Below are 18,041 nucleotides of genomic sequence, written 5' to 3'. Positions count from 1 at the left end.
ATAGGTCTTCATGGGACGGTGCTGAACAAATCGGTGTGCCATATCCGGCCGCCGGAGTAGCGTGTGATCGATGCCGCCACGTCCGAACTGGCGGCATCCGGCTTGTCCGGACCGCCGACAACGAAACTGGGGGAACGCATGTCACCGGGAGTAAACAGACAACCGCCCGCAGTGGACTCCCGGGTGTTGCGGCGGGGACTGTACGTGCTCGGGGTCTCCATCCGCACCGAACCGTGGGTGTTCGCGATCGCCGTCATCGGCAGCGCGCTGCACGCCGGGCTCAGCGTGGCCTCCGCGAGCGTCCTCGGGCACATCACCGACTCCGTCATCCTGCCGGCCTTCGAAGAGGGACGCACGACAGCGGCGGCACTGGCCGTCGCCGCCGCGCTGACCCTCGGGGTCGGGGTGGGCAAGGCGCTCGGACTGGCGGCACGGCGCCTGTACGCCGGTCTCATGCAGTTCCGCATGCAGGCCCGCTACCGGCGCTCCGTCGCGCGCAGGTACCTGGACCTTCCCCTGGCCTGGCACCACCGCCACCCCACCGGCCAACTGCTGTCCAACGCCAACGCCGACGTCGAGGCGGCCTGGCAGCCCCTCGCCCCGCTGCCGATGGTCATCGGCAGCCTGTTCATGCTCGTCATCGCCGCGGTCTCGATGCTCCTCACCGATCCGGTGATCGCCGTCGTCGGGTTCGTCGTCTTCCCCGTGCTGGCCCTGCTCAACTACCTCTTCCAGCGCCGGGTCTCCCCACTGGCCACCCGGGCGCAGGCGCTGCGCGCCCAGGTCAGCGAGGTCGCCCACGAATCCTTCGACGGCGCCCTCGTGGTCAAGACGCTCGGCCGCGAGGACACCGAGACCGAACGGTTCACCGGCGCGGCGCACCGGCTGCGCGACGCCCAGATCCAGGTCGGCCGGATGCGCGGAGCCTTCGACCCGATCATCGAGTCGCTGCCCAACATCGGGGTGCTCGCCGTCCTGCTCGTCGGTACCTGGCGGCTGTCCCAGGGCGAGATCGCGGCCGGCGACCTCGTCGAGATCTCCTACCTGTTCACCCTGCTGACCCTGCCGATCCGCTCCCTGGGCTGGCTGCTCGGCGACCTGCCGCGCAGCGTCGTCGGCTGGAACCGGGTCCAGGCCGTCCTGTCGGCCCGGGGGAGCATGGAGCACGGGACGACGCGCCTGGACGGCGAGGGCGGCTTGCGCGTCGAGGTCAACGGGGTCGGCTTCTCCTACGAGGACGGGTACGCCGAGCCCGGACGCGACCTCACCGACACCGCCTCGACGGAGGAGCACGCCCACCCCCGCACCACGGTGCTGCGCGACGTCAGCTTCGAACTCAGCCCCGGGCGCACGATCGCCCTGGTCGGCTCCACCGGTGCCGGCAAATCCACGCTGACCTCCCTGCTCATGCGCCTGGTCGACCCCGACTCCGGCACCGTCGCCTTCAACGGCGTCGACGTCCGCGACCTCGCCAGGGGAGAGATCGCCCGCGTGGCGGCGCTCGTCCCCCAGAGCACGTTCGTCTTCGAGGACAGCGTGCGCGACAACGTCACGCTCGGCGCCGACATCGACGACGAACGGGTGTGGGCCGCCCTGCGTCTGGCCCACGCCGACTCCTTCGTCGCCGCGCTGCCCGAAGCGCTCGACACCCGTCTGGGGGAGCGGGGGGCCTCCCTGTCGGGCGGACAGCGCCAGCGCCTCGCCCTGGCGCGGGCGATCGTGCGCTCCCCACGGCTGCTCATCCTCGACGACGCGACCTCCGCCGTCGACCCGCAGATCGAGGCGCGGATCCTCGCCGGCCTGCGTGACACCGACCTGGCCGCAACGGTCGTGGTCGTCGCCTATCGCAGGGCCACCATCGAACTCGCCGACGAGGTCGTCTACCTGGAGCAGGGCACGGTCCGCGACCGTGGCACCCACGCCGAACTGCTCGACCGCTCGCCTGGTTACCGGCGGCTGGTCACCGCCTACGAACGAGCCGCCGAACAGCGCGCCGCCCAGGCCGCCGGCGACGACACCGAGGAGGTCGTGCGATGAGCGCCCCGGCGCGCACCCGAGTCGAGCCCGACGACGCCCCCGAGCGTCCCGCGGTCCGGGAGGGGACGGCGATGCTGGGCCGCTCCTCCGACTCCGCGCTCGCCACCCTCCGCAGGGGCCTGCGGCTGTCGCCGGAGTTCACCCGGGGGATCGGCCTGACGTTGCTGTTCGCGGTGATCGCGACGGTGGGCAAGGTCGTCGTCCCCCTGGCGATCCAGCAGATCATCGATCGGGGACTCCAGCCCGGAGGCGACCCCGACCTCGGTTTCGTCGCCGCGGCGGTGGCCGTCTGCTCGGCGCTGATCGTGGTCACCGGCTTCTGCTCCTACCTGATGAACGTGCGGTTGTACCGGGCCACCGAGTCCGGTCTGGCGACACTGCGCCGCAAGGCGTTCCGCCACGTGCACGACCTGTCGGTGCTGACCCAAAACAGCGAGCGGCGCGGGGCGCTGGTCTCGCGGGTCACCTCCGACGTCGACCAGATCAGCACGTTCATGCAGTGGGGCGGCATCCTGCTGATCGTCAGCAGTGGTCAGCTGCTCATCGCCACCGTGCTGATGGCGGTCTACTCCTGGCAGCTGACGATCCTGGTGTGGGTGTGCTTCCTGCCGCTGCTCTTCGGCGCGCGCTGGTTGCAGGTCAAGCTCTCCAAGGCCTACCTGAAGGTGCGCGAGCGCACCGGCGACATGCTCGGCGCGATCTCCGAGACCGTCGTGGGCGCCGCCGTCATCCGCGCGCACGCGACCGAGGAGCGTACCGGCCGGCGCATCGACCAGACCGTGCTGGCCACCCGCCGGGCCCAGGTCAAGGCCCAGCGCCTGTCCATGGCGATCTCGCCGTTCGCCGAGTTCGTCGCCGCCGTCGCCAACGCCGCGGTGATCGTCGTCGGCGTGCTCCTGGGGGTGGCCGGCGACCTCACGGCGGGCGAGCTCGTGGCGTTCCTGTTCCTGGTGACGCTCTTCGTGTCGCCGATGGTCATGGCCACCGAGATCTTCAACGAGGCGCAGAACGCGATCGCCGGCTGGCGGCGGGTCCTCGGTGTGCTCGACACCGTTCCCGACGTCGCCGACCCGGGAGAGGACGGCGTCCAGCTCCCGCGGGGCCCCGTGGGGGTGCGTTTCGAACGGGTCTCCTACGCCTATCCCGGCGGTCCCACCGTGCTCGACGAGGTGGACGAGGAGATCCGGCCCGGTACCCGCGTCGCCGTGGTCGGCGAGACCGGCTCCGGCAAGACGACCTTCGTCAAGCTCCTCACCCGCCTCATGGACCCCACCGAGGGGACCGTCCACCTCGACGGGGTCGACCTGCGCCGCGTCGCCTTCTCCTCGCTGCGCCGGCGTGTGGTCATGGTCCCCCAGGAGGGGTTCCTCTTCGACAGCTCGCTCGGCGACAACATCCGCTTCGCCCGGCCCGACGCCGGCGACGCCGAACTGGAGGCCGCGATCACCGACCTCGGGCTGTCCGACTGGCTCGCCGGCCTCGCCCACGGACTGGACACGCCCGTTGGCCAGCGCGGCGAGTCGCTGTCGGCGGGTGAACGCCAGCTCGTCGCCCTGGTACGGGCCTACATCGCCGACCCCGACCTGCTGGTCCTGGACGAGGCGACCTCGGCGGTGGATCCGGCGACCGAGGTGCGCATCCAACGCGCCCTGGACCGCCTCACCGCCGGTCGCACCTCCGTCACCATCGCCCACCGGCTGTCCACGGCCGAGGCGGCCGACGAGGTGTTCGTCTTCGACGCCGGACGTGTCGCGCAGCGCGGCTCCCACGCCGAATTGGTCGGACGTCCCGGTGTCTACGCCGACCTGCACGCTTCGTGGGTGCGCAGCTCGGCGTGAACCCGCCGTGGCGGGCCACCGGTCTCACACCGGTCGGCCCGCCCACCAGTGCGCCGCGAGCAGCTCGCCGACGATCGGCTCGGTCAGCAGGCGCACGTCGGGGTCGGTGTCGCCGAGATAGCGCACCTGCGCGGCGGCCCCCGTCACCTCGCCTCCCACCGCGACGAAGGTGCCGCGAAGCTGGAGAAGCTGTTCGGCCACCCGGTCGTCGTAGGCCGAACCGGTGAAGAGCAGCGCGCGGTAGTCCTCGATCGCGGCGAGGAAGCGGTCGGTGTGCGACCACTCGCCGCTCTCGCAGGCGTACGCGGCGACGACCGGCCCGTGCCGCATGGCCAGCGCCGCCTGCCAGGCCGAGGCGAGCCGGTCGGCGGGGGCGACCAGGTGCACCGGCCCTGGCCCGCCCGCCCCCGCCAGGACCGACGCCACCTCCGGCAACCAGGACCGGGCCCGTCCCAGCAGGTCGGAACTGGCGTTGGCGACCCGGCGCAAGGTCACCGAGAGGTCGTTGCCGGCCCCCAGCTGGGGTGCGCCGAGCCGGTGACCGAGCAGGAGCAGCAGGGCCAGCGCGTGCTGGTAGGCCCGACAGGCCAGGCCGCTCTTCTCCTGCCCGGCCAACAGCGGCACCAGCACGTCGGCGTAGCGCGCCACGGGGGCGTGGGGATCGTTCGCCAGCACGACGATCGGCGAGCGTTCGACGTAGCGTTCCAGGGCGCCGCACAGTTCGAGCTGTCCGCTGCCCAGCGAGACCGCGACCACCAACGTGTCGGGGCCGGCCGGAACGGACTCGGCGGCCGAGGCGTGTTCGGCGACCGCGCCCAGTCCCACCAGACGCATCCGCGCGGCGGCCGCCGCGCAGGCGTGCCGCGCGGCGCCGGTTCCCAGCAACAGGACGGTGGCCGGCTCGTCCTCCAGCAGCGACGGCAACGCGGCGTAGGGGTCGTGGCGGGCCAGACGGTCGGCCAGGCCGGTCAACGCGTCCGGTTTGCCGGCCAGGTCGGCGGCGAGTTGCTGGGCGGTCACGGGTCTCCTGTGGGTCGGGAACGGGGACGGCGACACGGTGGGGCACGGCGCCTATGGCCATTGTCACCCGTGGTCCCCGCCGGACGGACCCACGCCCCCGCGACGACCTCCCCGGACACGGTCATAGGGTGGACTCCATGAGCGCACGTCCCTCCGGGAACGGGTCCTACGAGCGGGACCTCGACCCCGCCATCGCGGCCCGGCTGAAGCGAACCCCCGACGGCCTGGTGCCCGCCGTCGTCCAGCAGCACGACACCGGAGAGGTGCTCATGCTGGCCTGGATGGACGACGAGGCGCTGGCGCGCACCCTCGCCACCCGGCGGGCCACCTACTGGTCGCGCAGCCGTGGCGAGTACTGGGTCAAGGGGGAGACCTCGGGCAACCCTCAGCACGTCGTCTCGGTGGCGCTGGACTGCGACGGCGACACGTTGCTGGTCCGCGTCGACCAGGTCGGCGTCGCCTGCCACACGGGTGACCGTACCTGCTTCGACGCCGGCGTCCTGCCGTTGGCCGACGCCGCCCGCCCGTGAACGCGGTTCCCGCGCGGCGGCGCCGCGAGTACACCCTCGTCCTCGCCCTGATCACCGTGGGCGCCGCGGGCCTGCTCGCCGCCACGGGCCGGCCCTGGGCGCGGGCCGCGGTCGAGGTGCCCGGACCACTCGCCCCCGCCCCCATTGTGGTCCAGGCCGACCTGCTCAGTCCCACCGCCGCGGCGCTGGGCTGGGCCTGCCTCGCCGCGCTCGCCGCGGTCGTGGCCACGCGCGGGGTGGCCCGCCGGCTGGTCGGCGTGCTGATCGCCCTGTTCGGCGTGGTCGCGCTGGTCGACCTGTGGCGCGGCACCCGCCCCGGCCACATCGTCGAGGTGGCGGCCGGGGTCGCGACCGCCGAAGGCGATGTCACCACCCCCGTCACCGAGCCGCTGTGGCCCTGGATCGGTGCGGTGGCGGCCCTGCTCCTGGTCGCGGTGGGCCTGCTCACCGCGGTCCGGGGTGCTGCGTGGCCCGCCATGAGCAGCAGGTACGATCGCCACAGTGCCCCGCGCGCGGCCTCCACCGGTGACCCCGCCGATCTGTGGAAGTCGTTCGACAGCGGGGCCGATCCCACCGCCGATCCCTCCCGGGACCCGGACGCCTGCCCAGACGGTGCGACGGGCGCCTCCGGGACGACGGCATCCGACGATAACGCCGACTCGAAGGAGCGTTGATGGCCGACGAACACCACGACGACCACGGCAACACCCTCTCCGCCTGGTTCCTGACCCTCTCCTGGATCGTGCTGTGGTCGGTGGCCGCCGTGTTCATCGTCCTCGGCAGCAGCCTGATCACCTGGACCGCCATCGCCCTGGTCGGCAGCATCGTGTGCGCGGTGATCGCCGGCGGCATGAAGAAGGCGGGCCTGGGCCGCAAGACCCCGCGTCCGGTTCCGATGACCCGCGAGGAGTGGGAGCGCCTGCAGACCCCGGCCGAGAAGGTCGTCGAGAAGGCCGAGAAGGTCGTCGAGAAGGCCGCCGAGGCCGTCACCGGATCCGGTGAGGGCAAGGAGACCGGCAAGGACGACGCCCCGGTCGCCGCGACGAGCAAGTGACCCACGGCGCCTAGGCGGCGGGTCACGTCTCCTCTGGTGGGAGCGTACGTCGCGAGCAGAGTGAGATCATATCGACTCAAGAACCATGTCGGTTTTTCCCCTGAAGTCTGGCATGATTCGGTCTGCTCGCGACGCGTGCTGCTCCGTGTCCCCAACCTTGCCCCCTGTTGGCGGTGTTCCTCGGATACGCGGCGCATCAACTCCGAAACCGTCTCAGGAAAGAAACACCGACCATGAGCTATGGCCCCCCTTCCGGTCCGCAGAACCCCGGTGGCTACGGACCTCCGCCCTCCGGCGGCTACCCCTCCGGTGGTTACCCCGGCGGGGGATACCCGGGCGGACAGCCGGCCGGCGACCCGCCGAACAACTGGATGTGGGCGGCGATCGTCTCCCTCCTGTGCTGCACCCTCTTCGGCATCATCAGCCTGATCTTCTCCCTTCAGGTCAGCAGCCGCTGGAGGATCGGTGACTTCCAGGGGGCGCAGGAGGCCTCGGACAAGGCGAAGCTGTTCGGCATCATCGGCCTGGTCGGCTCCGCGCTGCACGTGGTCTTCTGGATCTGCTACATCCTCTTCTTCGGCGCCCTGTTCGCCGCGACGCCGACCTACTACTGATGTTCCTTCGGGCATTTGAGCGTCTTCGGCGCCGTTCGCATCCCGCGGCGGCGCCGCTGCTCGTAGGGGTGGCCGGCCTGGCCGCCGCCACCATGGTCCACTTCGTCGACCCCAACGAGCCCGGTCACTATCCGACGTGTCCCTGGCTGATGGTGACCGGGACGTTCTGTCCCGGATGCGGCACCATGCGCTGCGTGCACGCGCTGACCGAGCTCGATCTGGTCGGCGCGCTCCAGATGAACGTCCTGACCGTGGCGTTGCTCCCCTTCCTCGCGGTCGGCTACGTCCGCTGGCTGTACCGTTCCTTCCGGCCGTCGCAACGCCCCGCCCGGGTCCTGCACCCCTTCTGGCTGTGGGTCCTGCTCGTGGCGATCGTCGGCTTCTGGATCCTGCGCAACCTTCCCTTCGCGGCCTTCCTCGCCCCCGGGTGACCTGGCGCCCCCGGCCGGGATACCAGGTGACCCGTCGATGCGGGCCTTTGGCGGCCGTTTCCGGAGTCGGTGACCCACATCCCGGGCGGGCTCGATACGATCGGGACACGGGCACGGCGCGTGACGATTTCACGACGACGCCGGGTCCGTGTCCTTCGCGTATCCGCGACCGACGTCCGTGACGCCGCCCGCCGGGCCCGTCCGCGCCCGTGGATGCCGACGGTCACAGCCACAACCGACAGGCAACATGGAGGGGGCAGTCTCACGTGAGCGTGCTCGACGAGATCCTCGACGGAGTACGCGCCGATCTCGCGGATCGGCAGGCCGCCACACCTCTGGAGCGGCTCAAGGAGAAGGCAGCCTCCGTGCCGTGGCCCAAGGACGTCGTCGCCGCGCTGCGCAGCCCGGGCGTCCAGGTCATCGCCGAGGTCAAGCGCTCCAGCCCGTCCAAGGGGGCCTTGGCCGCCATCGCCGACCCCGCCGCGCTCGCCCGCGACTACGCGGCCGGGGGCGCCTGCATGATCAGCGTCCTGACCGAACAGCGGCGCTTCGGGGGGAGCCTCGACGACCTCGCGGCCGTGCGGGCCGCGGTCGAGACCCCGCTGCTGCGCAAGGACTTCGTGGTCAGCTCCTACCAGTTGTGGGAGGCGCGGGTCCACGGTGCCGACGCGGTGCTGCTGATCGTCGCGGCCCTGCCCCAGGAGGCGCTGGTCTCCCTGGTCGAGCGGGCCGAGTCGTTGGGGCTGACCCCGCTCGTCGAGGTCCACTCCGAAGAGGAGGTCGAGCGCGCCCTCGACGCCGGGGCCACCGTCATCGGCGTCAACGCGCGCGACCTCAAGTCCCTCAAGGTCGACCGCTCCACCTTCGCCCGGCTCGCGCCGCTGATCCCCGACGACCGCATCAAGATCGCCGAGTCGGGTGTCCGGGGGCCCCACGACCTGCTGGCCTACGCCAGTTCGGGCGCCGACGCGGTCCTGGTCGGCGAGAGCCTGGTGATCGGGCGCAACCCGCGCGACGCCGTCGCCGACCTCGTCACCGCCGGCGCGCACCCCGCGCTGAGGGATCGGCACTGACCGTGCCGATGTCCTCGCGCCCCGCCGCCTCCCGGCGCCACGAGCGTCGATGGCTCTAGGGAGCCCGCGGTCCGGCACCTGCCGCCGCGGGCTCCCGTCGCCGTGCCGATCCGGCCGGCACGTCCGCGCTCCGTGTCGCCCGCGTGCCGCGCCTTCCCGTCGATATCCCGCGCAGCGTCCCCGACGGACCCGCGCGGTCCTGGAGAGCCAAGATGAGCACCACCGAACCGTCCGCCGCGTTTCCCGACGCCGGCGGACACTACGGCGTCTACGGCGGCCGTTTCAGCCCCGAAGCCCTCGTGGCGGCCCTTGACGAGGTCGCCGCGGCCTGGGAGAAGGCCAAGCAGGATCCCCAGTTCCAGGCGGAACTGAAGGAACTCCTGGCGAGCTACACCGGACGGCCCAGCCCGCTGACCGAGGCCCGCAACTTCAGCCGCCACTGTGGCGGGGCCCGGATCCTGCTCAAGCGCGAGGACCTCAACCACACGGGGTCCCACAAGATCAACAACGTGCTGGGACAGGCCCTGCTGACCAAGCGGATGGGCAAGACCCGCGTCATCGCCGAGACCGGCGCCGGACAGCACGGCGTGGCCACCGCGACCGCCTGCGCCCTGCTCGGCCTGGACTGCGTGATCTACATGGGCGAGGAGGACACCCGCCGCCAGGCGCTCAACGTCGCCCGCATGCACATGCTCGGCGCCGAGGTCGTCCCGGTCACGGTCGGCAGCCGCACCCTCAAGGACGCCGTCAACGAGGCGTTCCGTGACTGGGTCGCCAACGTGGACCACACCCACTACCTCCTGGGGACGGTCGCCGGTCCGCACCCCTTCCCGGCGATGGTCCGCGACCTGCACTACGTCATCGGGGCGGAGGCCCGCGAGCAGGTCCTCGACCTGACCGGGCGGCTTCCCGACGCCGTCGCCGCGTGCGTGGGCGGAGGCTCCAACGCGATCGGCATCTTCGCCGCCTTCATCCCCGACGAGCAGGTCCGCCTCTACGGCTTCGAGGCGGGGGGCGACGGGGTGGACAGCGGTCGCCACGCCGCCTCCATCACCGGCGGTTCCCCGGGCGTCTTCCAGGGAGCCCGCACCTACGTGCTCCAGGACGAGTACGGCCAGACCGTGCCCAGCCACTCGATCTCCGCCGGCCTGGACTATCCGGCCGTCGGTCCCGAACACGCCTGGCTCGCCGACAGCGGACGGGCCACCTACGCCCCCGTCACCGACGCCGAGGCCATGGAGGCGTTCCGGCTGCTGTGCCGCACCGAGGGCATCATCCCCGCCATCGAGAGCGCGCACGCGCTGGCCGGCGCCCGCCGGATCGGCGCCGAGCTCGGACCGGAGGCGACCATCCTGGTCAACCTCTCCGGACGCGGTGACAAGGACGTCAACACCGCCGCGGCCTACTTCGGGCTCGTGGCCGACAAGGAGGAGCAGGCGTGAGCGCCACCACACTGCAGCGCAGGCTGGGCGAGGCGCGCGAGGCCGGCCGCGCCGCCCTGATCGGCTACCTGCCGGCGGGCTTCCCCGACGTCGAGTCCTCCATCAAGGTCATCGAGGCCATGGTCGAGGGAGGGTGTGACGTCATCGAGGTCGGCCTGCCCTACTCCGACCCCACCATGGACGGCCCCACCATCCAGAAGGCCGCCGATCGCGCGCTGGCCGCCGGGACCACCCCCAAGGACGTCCTGCGCGTGGTCGAGGCCACCGCCCGCACCGGCGCGGCCGCGCTCGTCATGTCCTACTGGAATCCGATCGACCGCTACGGCGTCACCCGCTTCGCCGCCGACATGGCCGCGGCGGGGGGATCGGGGGTGATCACCCCCGACCTGCTGCCCGAGGAGGCCGGCCCCTGGATCGAGGCCACCGACGCCGCCGGCCTGGACCGCGTCTTCCTGGTCGCCCCCTCCTCCACCGACGAGCGCCTGGCCCTGACCACCGACGCCTGCCGCGGCTTCGTCTACGCCGCCTCGCTCATGGGGGTCACCGGCACCCGGGCCCAGGTCGCGGGGACCGCCAAGGAGCTCGTCACCCGCACCCGGGCGGTGACCCAACGCAGCGGGCTGCCCATCTGCGTCGGCCTGGGCATCTCGAACGGGGCCCAGGCCGCAGAGGTGGCCGGTTACGCCGACGGGGTCATCGTCGGGGCGGGCTTCTGCCAACGGGTCCTGGACGCCCCCGACCTGGAGACGGCGCTCACCGCGGTGCGTTCCTTCGCCCAGGAGCTGGCCGAAGGGGTACGCGGGCGCGCCTGAGGTCCGCCGGTCGGGGCACTCCCCCTCAGGGACCCGATGACCGGAAGGAAGACGGGGTCATTAGTGTTGCAATCGGCGACCGGAGACGGCGGGAGGACCGATCCCGTCAACCCCTCGTCACCGATCCATGACGCACAGTAGGCTCTGAGGGCAGATGGCGGCGCCCTGCGCGCGGCCCACGTCGTCCACGAGTCCCCCGGGGAAGGCATGTCCACCGAGATCGAACCACATCCGCCGGCCGAGCCCGAGCCCCGTCCCCAGGACGGGGCGGGCCGGTCCCGTTGGCAGACCGTCCAACCATGGATCACCCTGGTCGCCCGTCTCGCCCTGGTGGGCGTGCTCGGCTACGCCGGCATCTCCAAGATGGGGGCCCCGGCACTGTCGGTGCAGGCGGTCGAGGCCTACGAGCTGTTCCCCGACGGGGTGAACCAGTTCATCGGCTACACCCTGCCCTTCTTCGAGGTCGCCCTGGCCCTGCTGCTCCTCGTGGGGCTGGCCAGCCGCTACACGGCCGCCGTCGCCGCCCTGCTGATGGTCGTGTTCATCGCCGGGATCATCTCGGCCTGGGCGCGCGGGCTCACCATCGACTGCGGCTGCTTCGGCACCGGAGGGCAGGTGGCCCCGGGGGAGACCCGCTACGGTGTCGACATCCTGCGCGACATCGGATTCGCCGCGCTGGCCGGTATCGTCATGCTCTGGCCGCGCTCCCCGTTCTCGCTCGACAGCGCCCTCGGCCTGTATTCGAGCGACGAGCGGTCCAAGGACTAGGCGCGCCGGTACCGCGGCCCACATCGTGGTACCGCGCCGCCCACTTTAGTTGACCCGCCCTGACCAGGGCACCGCGCGGCTAAGGCGGCCGTGCCGGAGGACGATCCTAACGAGGAATGGTGATCGGCTGATGAGCAAGGCGTCGCGACGCGAGTCCCGCGAGCGACTCAGGCAGGAGCGGCTGAAGCAGCAGCAAAGGGCCAAACGCAACAAGCTCCTGGCCATCATCGGCGCGGCGGTCGTCGTCGTCGCCCTGGTCGTGGGCGTCGGCTACCTGGTCATGTCCTCCCGTGGACAGTCCTCCGAGTGGGACGGGGCCCTCGCCCCCCGCACGCTCCAGCAGGACGGCAGCGTGGTCATGGCCACCGAGGGGGCGCAGGCCCCGGTCGTCGAGGTCTACGCCGACTACCAGTGCCCGGCCTGCCGGCAGTTCGAGGCCGTCAACGGCGACAACCTCAAGCAGCTCGCGGCCGAGGGGAAGGCCATCGTCCACTACCGGCCGGTGTCGATCTTCTCGCAGCGCCCCGATCCCATCAGCACCAATTCGCTGCGCGGCGCGGCGGCGGCCCGCGCAGCGGCCGACCACGGCGCCTTCGTCGAGTACAACGACCTGCTGTTCGAGAACCAGCCGACCGAGGGCCGCGAGGGCTTCTCCGTCGACGAGCTCAAGGAGTGGGGCGAGGAGGCCGGCATCACCGACCCGGCCTTTGCCGAGCGCATCGACAGCGAGAGCGCGATCGTCGACCAGTGGGTCAACGACTACTATCCGGCCCTGGTGGAGAAGGCCCAGGCCGAGATGTCCGACGAGGAGATCTCGGGCATGCGCCTGCACGAGCTGATGGAGTGGGGTCGTGGCAACGGGGTGGACGACTCCTTCCTCGACGGAACCTACGTCGGTGAGGTGCTCGACGCCACCGCCGCGGTCAACGACCGCTACAGCAGCGGGGAGAATGCCTTCCAGGGCACCCCGTCGGTCTACATCAACGGTCAGCTCCAAGGCAACGACATCTACACCGTCGACGGCCTGACCGATGCCGTCGAGGCGGCGTCCCCCGGTCAGGTCGACACCGAGCCGCTCGCCGATGGGGACTCACCCACCACCAACCCCAGCGATCCTCCCACCGCCAAGGAAACAACGGACGAATGACGATTCCGTCGACCATCGACGTGGGCGCGGCCGGTACCGGCCGCGCCCTCGCCGCCATTCCCAGCCCCGATGTCAGCGCCTTCCAGTTGGGGCCGCTGACGATCCACTTCTACGCGCTGTGCATTCTCGCGGGGGTCATCGCCGCCGTGTACTGGAGCGAGCGCCGCTGGCAGGCCATGGGAGGCCAGGCCGGCACGATCATGGACCTCGCGGTCCCCGCGGTCCTGCTCGGTCTCGTCGGTGGCCGGCTCTACCACGTCATCACCGATTACCAGCTTTACTTCGGTCCGGGAAAAGAACCGATCCGGGCATTGTTCATATGGGAGGGCGGCCTAGGGATCTGGGGCGCGATTCCCATGGGCGCGCTGGGCGTCTGGCTCGTGGCACGCCGCCGCGGGTTGTCGATGTCACAGTTGTCGTTCGCCATCGCGCCGACGATCCCGCTCGCCCAGGCGTTCGGGCGTTGGGGGAACTACTTCAACCAGGAGCTGTTCGGCGCGCCCACGGACCTGCCGTGGGCCCTGGAGGTCTCCCCCTACCCCAGCGGCATGCTGCGGGACGGCATGGAGGCGGGGGTGACCACCTACCACCCCACCTTCCTGTACGAGTCGCTGTGGTGCCTTGTTCTGGCCGTGTTCCTCGCCTGGGCGGGACGGCGGTTCGACATGCGTGGTGGGCGGCTCTTCGCCCTCTACGTCATGGGATATTGCGTGGGGCGGTTCTGGATCGAATATCTTCGAGTCGACCCGGCGCACGACATCCTGGGACTGAGGCTGAACAACTGGACCTCGATTCTGGTGTTCCTCGGCGCCCTGGCCTACTTCCTGTGGGCCGGACGCCGGCTTGACCGCTTCTCCACCCGGGTCGTCCCCATCGGCGTCGACGCCGATAGTGAAGTGACCGACACCACCAACCCGGCCACGGCGCGACAGCGCGACGGTGACAAGCGCGCTGAGGGAGCCGACCGGAAGGAATGACGCGACCGTCCCCGAGCGCCGCGCCGAGCGCGGCGCCGGGGGCCTCGCGGGACGGATGAGTACCCACGTGAGCAGAACCGACCACGCAGAGCAGACCGGTCCGCGCCGGGGGCGTTCCGACGGCTCCTTCGAGGCCGAGGACCGTTACGACGACCGTTACGACGACGAGGAGCTCGCGCGTACCGATCCCGAGGGCATCGACCTCGCGGGTGACGCCCCCTCCGACCGTCCGGGCCGTTCGACGCGGCGTGGCAGCCGTCGGGCGAAGACCGGTCCCATCCCCGTGTCCTCGGGGGCCCGCCGCGGCCGTCGGGCCACCACCAACAGCGGGCCGATCGAACAGGTCTCGAAGTTCTCCGCCTCGGCGTTGCGCAAGGTCACCGTGCTCGGCGACCGTCCCAGCCAGGTCGTCTACTCCCTCGCCGAGCAGAGCCGGCGCAAGCGGGGCACCTACCTGCTGGGGGGCCTGCTGGGGCTGTTCGGCGTCGCCCTGATCGCTCTTCTGGGCCTGTTGAGCTACCAGCTCTTCGTTCCGGCCGAGGGCCGGGCCGATCAGGCCACGACACGTATCGTCGAGCCGCCCGAGGGGCACTCCACCCTGCAACCCGACCTGTTCCACGCCCAAGGACAGCAGGACATCTTCGCCCCCATCGCGACGCGCACCGAGGACGCGGGGCCGCTGGAGCAGGACAGGGTGTTCGGTCCCGGCAGCGAGAAGCTCCAGCTCGACGGGTTCGAGCTCACCCTGCGCGACTCCGAGGTGACCGACACCTGCACCGCCGCGGTGTGGGGTGACGAACTAGCCCAGGCGCTCGCCGACGGTTCCTGCAACTCCGCGGCCCGCGGGGTCTACCAGGACCAGGACGACACCTACGTGGCCCAGTTCACCCTGTTCAACCTCGCCGACACCGAGTCCGCCGCCAAGGTCGCAGATGAGCTCGACCCGGCCTCGGCTCCGGGGTTCGTCCTCCCGCTCAACACCGACATGAAGGGGTTGAACGAGGGCTACAGCCAGGCCACGGCCCAGGTCATGGGCCACTACCTCGCGGTGTTCTGGGTCGCCCGCGCCGACGGCGGCGAGCCGCGCGATGACGACTCCATGGCCACCGTGAACGTCGTCGCCATGGACGCCGCGGTCTCGGTCTACGAGGAGGTCCGCGACGCCGAGAAGGGCGGCGGCGAGGGCTGACCCGTGCGCGGATGCGGCTAGGATTCCGGACCGATGGGGCATGTCCCCGATCGGACCCCAGCGCACCCGTCCTGACCCGTGTGGTCGCCCGCCCTGTTCCCCACCCTTCGAGAGGTCCCGGTGTCTTCAGTCGATTCGTCCGCGTCTGGTTCCCCCGGCCGGCGGAGGAAGCCCGCCGGTTCCGGCCGGGCCGAACCCGGTTCGGCGGCGTCGTCGCGACGCAAGAGCGGCACGCGCCGACGCCGCGACGAGGAGGCCCCCGCAGGCCGTAAGGGGCGCCGCGGGGGACGGCTCCTCCCGGTGCTGTTCGTGGCGCTGGGCGTGGCCGTCGCCGCCCTCGCCGTGGTGCTGGTGATGGAGTTCACCGGAGGGGGCGGGGCGCGTCAGGCCGTGCCCGCCGCCTACCAGGTCTACTCCTCGGGGGAATCCACCGAGATGCTGGCCTCCCGCGAGGATGACCCCCGACCCCTCGCGGAGTCGGAGGTGTTCGAGCGGGGCAACGAGAAGATCGACAGCCAGGGGCTGGAGTTCACCCTGACGGCCAAGGCGCTCGACGACACCTGCGCGAACGCGGTGTGGGGTGACGCCCTCGTCGCGGCCCTGGAAGAGGCCGACTGTACGCAGGTCGCCCGGGGCGGCTACACCTCGGCCGACCATGTCGGCGTCGCCGCGATGTTCAAGCTGCGCGACACCGAGGCCGCCCAGGCGGTCGCCGCGGCGATGGAGCTCCCCGAGGGGGAGGAGGCCGAGCCCAGCGGTTTCCTCGTCCCGCCGAGCACCGATGAGCCCTTCGACAAGCTCGGCTCCGGGTACAGCGCCGCCGAGGCCACGGTCAACGGCCACTACCTCGTCGTGACCTGGGTCCAGCCGCTCGCCTCGACCTCGCCGGAGGAGCGGGAGGACCTGACCTCGCCGCTGATCGCGCTGGGCAACTTCGACTTCCCGCTGTACCGCCGGGTGCTGGAGCGCGAGAGCGTGCTCGGCGTCGAAGGAGGCGCGGCGGAGTCCTCAGGCGCGGAGGCCGGCACGACGGGCACCGACGCGGCACCGGGGACCGAGGGCGGCACTCTCGACGGCACGGGTACGGAGGTCCCGGTCGGCTGATCTCGCCGTGACGACCTCCGCGATGGTCCTCGTGCCCTTGGCGCGAGGACCATCGCCGTCTTCGGCGACTCACCCGGGCGTGCACAGATCCGCGGTGAGCAGGTCGGTCACCTCACCGAGCCGTTCCAGCCGGTGAAGGGGGAGATCCAGCAGGGTGTGCCCGGACAGCCACGGCGCGGCGGCGGCCACGGACGTGCGCGCGGTCTTCTTGTTGATCGACCGGCCCAGGTCCGCGGCGACGCGGATCAGGCCCTCGCGCAGGGCGCTCGCGACGGAGCCGTGCGCGCGCTCCTGGCAGTGGCGCAGCAGGCGTTGCCCGGGGGTGTCGTCGGGCCTGTCGGAACGGCGGCGGGCCAGGATCACGGTGTGCCGCGGGTCGGGCACACCGCGCAGGAAACGTAGGTCGTACAGGGGGGCGACGAGGCGGCGCAGCGCCTCTTGGCCGGCCTGGTCGCGCACGTCCGCCGAGGCGGAGGGGACCGCCACGTGGAGTTCGGGGGCGCGACCGGCGAGGATCGCGCGGCCGGCCAGGTGCTCCCAGCCGCCGGTGAGGTCGACCAGGGCACGGTGCGCGGAGACGGGGGAGGCGAACCAGGTGGACAGCCGTGCTCTCGGCAGGTCACGGTCCGCGCTGGGCCAGGCGCCGACCACGAGGTCGGCGTCCACACGTTCCAGCAGATCCCCGGCCGCGTCCGGGGCGAGGCCGCCACGCGCCTCCTTGGCGTTGGAGCCCTGGCTGTAGATCCGCGCGGCCTCGCGTTCGTCGGTGCCGACGGGGGTGCGCGAGGTGGCGCGCAGGACGTACAGGTCGCTGGCCGCGCCGATCCCCTCGGCCCCCAGGTAGCGGTTGAAGTCCGGCCAGATCGCCTCGGTCGCCAGGTTGAGCCTGGTCAGCCTGGCCTGGGTGCGGGCGACCAGGGCCGGTGTGGTCTCGCTGGCGCCGTAGGCGAGCAGGGTCCGGCCGTCGCCGGGGGAGGCGAGCCCCTCCAGACCGCGGCGGAGGAAGAGTTCAACACCCTCGGGGGTGTAGGGCGGGTCGGTGAAGACCAGATCGGCCCGTCCCCGCACGGCGGCGGGCAGGCCCAGTCTCAGGTCGGCGAAGTAGCAGCGTACCCGCAGGTCCAGCCGGGCCGCGGCGGAGTCGATGTAGTCGAGCATCCGTTCGTCGACGTCGACGACCACGGCCTCCAGACGGGGTTCGACCAGGGTGGCGGCCAGGGAGGTCAGGTCGTGGTCGCCCACGCACAGGAGGCGTGCTCCCGGTAGGTGGAAGCGGGTGGCCAGGAACAGGCCGCGGCGCAGCGCGGTGTCGGCGGTGGCCGCGACGTGGTCGAGGTCGATTCGCGACTCCGGGGCCTGGGCGACGAGGCGGCGCAGTTCGGCGGCGGCCCGTGGGTGCCGGCCGGCGAGGTGGGCGACGGGGTCGGCGGGCAGGGGGCGGTCGAAGACGGTGTAGCCCGCGGCGTCGCGCAACCGCACGCGCTGCCCGTCGTGTTCGAGATCCGGGCCCAGGGCGTCGAGGATCCGTTCGACGAGGCGGTGGGCGACGGCGGTGGAGCGCACGAGGTCGCGGGCGCTCCACCAGCCACCGTCGGCCAGGGCGGCGAGGACGCGGTGGCTACGGCTGGCGTCGACGCCCTGCTCCTCAAGCAGGGCGGACAGCTGCGGGGGAAGGTCGGTCATCGGTGAAATCGTAGGGCCAGGCGGGCCGGGGTCGGACCGGGGCGGGGGAGACGGGAGAACGAGGGGGCGGGGGAGCGACACGTGGCACCGGATCCACAAAGAGCTACATAACGTCCATAAAGGACAAAGAGCGAAGTTGGTGACTAAAGGGAAAGGGTGTGCTCTTCGTCACGGTGAGCCGTCACCTGTTCCCGCGTCTGCCAAGGACGCGGTCGCGACATGCCGCCGGGCGCGCGCGGCGCGGCAGGACCGGCCGGCGTGCACGTCGGATGAGGGGGAGAGGGGTCTGCGGGGGTGGGTGTCGTGGGGCGGGAGGGGCGTC

Annotated in this window: 16 protein-coding genes and 1 pseudogene; 15 read left to right on the top strand and 2 right to left on the bottom strand. The window is 71.7% G+C overall.

Going from position 1 to position 18,041, the window contains the following annotated elements:
- Nucleotides 1-138 precede the first annotated feature (138 nt).
- Together B5D66_RS02535 and B5D66_RS02530 are read left to right on the top strand one after the other, a co-directional pair.
- Nucleotides 139-2,037, top strand: coding sequence for an ABC transporter ATP-binding protein (locus tag B5D66_RS02535; RefSeq protein ID WP_078759904.1), 1,899 nt, complete (start codon nt 139-141; stop codon nt 2,035-2,037).
- Nucleotides 2,034-3,875, top strand: a complete 1,842-nt coding sequence (locus B5D66_RS02530) for an ABC transporter ATP-binding protein (protein ID WP_078759903.1) — start codon at nt 2,034-2,036, stop codon at nt 3,873-3,875. The genes B5D66_RS02535 and B5D66_RS02530 overlap by 4 nt, the downstream gene beginning before the upstream one ends.
- Nucleotides 3,876-3,899: 24 nt before the next feature.
- Here B5D66_RS02530 and B5D66_RS02525 read toward each other — a convergent pair whose 3' ends face one another.
- On the bottom strand, nt 3,900-4,895 hold the full coding sequence (locus B5D66_RS02525) for an SIS domain-containing protein (RefSeq protein WP_078759902.1): 996 nt from the start codon (nt 4,893-4,895) through the stop codon (nt 3,900-3,902).
- 137 nt (nt 4,896-5,032) lie between these two features.
- Between B5D66_RS02525 and hisI the strand changes: the two genes are divergently transcribed.
- The 13 genes and pseudogenes from hisI to B5D66_RS02460 all read left to right on the top strand — a co-directional run bounded on the left by hisI (nt 5,033) and on the right by B5D66_RS02460 (nt 16,036).
- Nucleotides 5,033-5,425, top strand: coding sequence for a phosphoribosyl-AMP cyclohydrolase (hisI, locus tag B5D66_RS02520; RefSeq protein WP_078759901.1), 393 nt, complete (start codon nt 5,033-5,035; stop codon nt 5,423-5,425).
- Nucleotides 5,422-6,099: a Trp biosynthesis-associated membrane protein gene (locus tag B5D66_RS02515; protein ID WP_078759900.1), complete on the top strand. Its 678-nt coding sequence runs from the start codon at nt 5,422-5,424 to the stop codon at nt 6,097-6,099. Before hisI ends, B5D66_RS02515 begins: the two co-directional genes overlap by 4 nt.
- Nucleotides 6,099-6,479, top strand: coding sequence for an HGxxPAAW family protein (locus B5D66_RS02510; RefSeq protein WP_078759899.1), 381 nt, complete (start codon nt 6,099-6,101; stop codon nt 6,477-6,479). Before B5D66_RS02515 ends, B5D66_RS02510 begins: the two co-directional genes overlap by 1 nt.
- A gap of 233 nt (nt 6,480-6,712) precedes the next feature.
- Nucleotides 6,713-7,093 carry a CD225/dispanin family protein gene (locus B5D66_RS02505; protein WP_078759898.1) on the top strand — a complete coding sequence of 127 codons (381 nt, stop codon included), beginning with the start codon at nt 6,713-6,715 and terminating at the stop codon, nt 7,091-7,093.
- Complete coding sequence (locus tag B5D66_RS02500) at nt 7,093-7,524, top strand: DUF2752 domain-containing protein (protein ID WP_078759897.1); 432 nt, start codon at nt 7,093-7,095, stop codon at nt 7,522-7,524. Before B5D66_RS02505 ends, B5D66_RS02500 begins: the two co-directional genes overlap by 1 nt.
- 266 nt (nt 7,525-7,790) lie before the next feature.
- The gene (gene trpC / locus B5D66_RS02495; RefSeq protein ID WP_078759896.1) at nt 7,791-8,597 is read left to right on the top strand and encodes an indole-3-glycerol phosphate synthase TrpC; all 807 of its coding nucleotides are present in this window, start codon (nt 7,791-7,793) and stop codon (nt 8,595-8,597) included.
- Between the two features lie 212 nt (nt 8,598-8,809).
- Nucleotides 8,810-10,039: a tryptophan synthase subunit beta gene (gene trpB / locus B5D66_RS02490; RefSeq protein WP_078759895.1), complete on the top strand. Its 1,230-nt coding sequence runs from the start codon at nt 8,810-8,812 to the stop codon at nt 10,037-10,039.
- Nucleotides 10,036-10,851, top strand: coding sequence for a tryptophan synthase subunit alpha (gene trpA / locus B5D66_RS02485; RefSeq protein ID WP_078759894.1), 816 nt, complete (start codon nt 10,036-10,038; stop codon nt 10,849-10,851). Before trpB ends, trpA begins: the two co-directional genes overlap by 4 nt.
- 207 nt (nt 10,852-11,058) lie before the next feature.
- A complete protein-coding gene (locus tag B5D66_RS02480) occupies nt 11,059-11,619 on the top strand; it encodes a MauE/DoxX family redox-associated membrane protein (protein ID WP_078759893.1) in 561 nt (186 codons plus the stop codon).
- 130 nt (nt 11,620-11,749) lie between these two features.
- On the top strand, nt 11,750-12,766 hold the full coding sequence (locus B5D66_RS02475; protein WP_078759892.1) for a DsbA family protein: 1,017 nt from the start codon (nt 11,750-11,752) through the stop codon (nt 12,764-12,766).
- A pseudogene (lgt, locus tag B5D66_RS02470) lies at nt 12,763-13,720 on the top strand (prolipoprotein diacylglyceryl transferase); the annotation flags it as partial. The gene B5D66_RS02475 and the pseudogene lgt, both read left to right, overlap by 4 nt.
- A 90-nt stretch (nt 13,721-13,810) precedes the next feature.
- Entirely contained in the window at nt 13,811-14,932 is a 1,122-nt protein-coding gene (locus tag B5D66_RS02465) for a hypothetical protein (RefSeq protein WP_144290661.1), read from the top strand.
- A 300-nt stretch (nt 14,933-15,232) separates the two neighbouring features.
- Nucleotides 15,233-16,036 (top strand): hypothetical protein, encoded by an 804-nt coding sequence (locus B5D66_RS02460; RefSeq protein ID WP_144290660.1) that lies wholly within the window; start codon nt 15,233-15,235, stop codon nt 16,034-16,036.
- A 69-nt stretch (nt 16,037-16,105) separates the two neighbouring features.
- Here B5D66_RS02460 and B5D66_RS02455 read toward each other — a convergent pair whose 3' ends face one another.
- Nucleotides 16,106-17,719 carry a bis-aminopropyl spermidine synthase family protein gene (locus tag B5D66_RS02455; protein WP_078759890.1) on the bottom strand — a complete coding sequence of 538 codons (1,614 nt, stop codon included), beginning with the start codon at nt 17,717-17,719 and terminating at the stop codon, nt 16,106-16,108.
- Nucleotides 17,720-18,041: the final 322 nt, after the last annotated feature.

Origin of the sequence: Marinactinospora thermotolerans DSM 45154 (assembly GCF_900167435.1) — a bacterium.
GTDB classification, from domain to species: domain Bacteria; phylum Actinomycetota; class Actinomycetes; order Streptosporangiales; family Streptosporangiaceae; genus Marinactinospora; species Marinactinospora thermotolerans.
The sequence above is the reverse complement of the archived record's forward strand: the minus strand, read 5'-3'. Positions and strand labels throughout refer to the sequence as shown.

Excerpts from the sequence above, each read along its gene's own strand:
- B5D66_RS02535 (WP_078759904.1), top strand. The coding sequence starts at position 139 with ATGTCACCGGGAGTAAACAGACAACCGCCCGCAGTGGACTCCCGGGTG.
- B5D66_RS02530 (WP_078759903.1), top strand. The coding sequence starts at position 2,034 with ATGAGCGCCCCGGCGCGCACCCGAGTCGAGCCCGACGACGCCCCCGAG.
- hisI (WP_078759901.1), top strand. The coding sequence starts at position 5,033 with ATGAGCGCACGTCCCTCCGGGAACGGGTCCTACGAGCGGGACCTCGAC.
- B5D66_RS02510 (WP_078759899.1), top strand. The coding sequence starts at position 6,099 with ATGGCCGACGAACACCACGACGACCACGGCAACACCCTCTCCGCCTGG.
- B5D66_RS02505 (WP_078759898.1), top strand. The coding sequence starts at position 6,713 with ATGAGCTATGGCCCCCCTTCCGGTCCGCAGAACCCCGGTGGCTACGGA.
- B5D66_RS02500 (WP_078759897.1), top strand. The coding sequence starts at position 7,093 with ATGTTCCTTCGGGCATTTGAGCGTCTTCGGCGCCGTTCGCATCCCGCG.
- trpB (WP_078759895.1), top strand. The coding sequence starts at position 8,810 with ATGAGCACCACCGAACCGTCCGCCGCGTTTCCCGACGCCGGCGGACAC.
- B5D66_RS02480 (WP_078759893.1), top strand. The coding sequence starts at position 11,059 with ATGTCCACCGAGATCGAACCACATCCGCCGGCCGAGCCCGAGCCCCGT.
- B5D66_RS02475 (WP_078759892.1), top strand. The coding sequence starts at position 11,750 with ATGAGCAAGGCGTCGCGACGCGAGTCCCGCGAGCGACTCAGGCAGGAG.
- B5D66_RS02455 (WP_078759890.1), bottom strand. The coding sequence starts at position 17,719 with ATGACCGACCTTCCCCCGCAGCTGTCCGCCCTGCTTGAGGAGCAGGGC.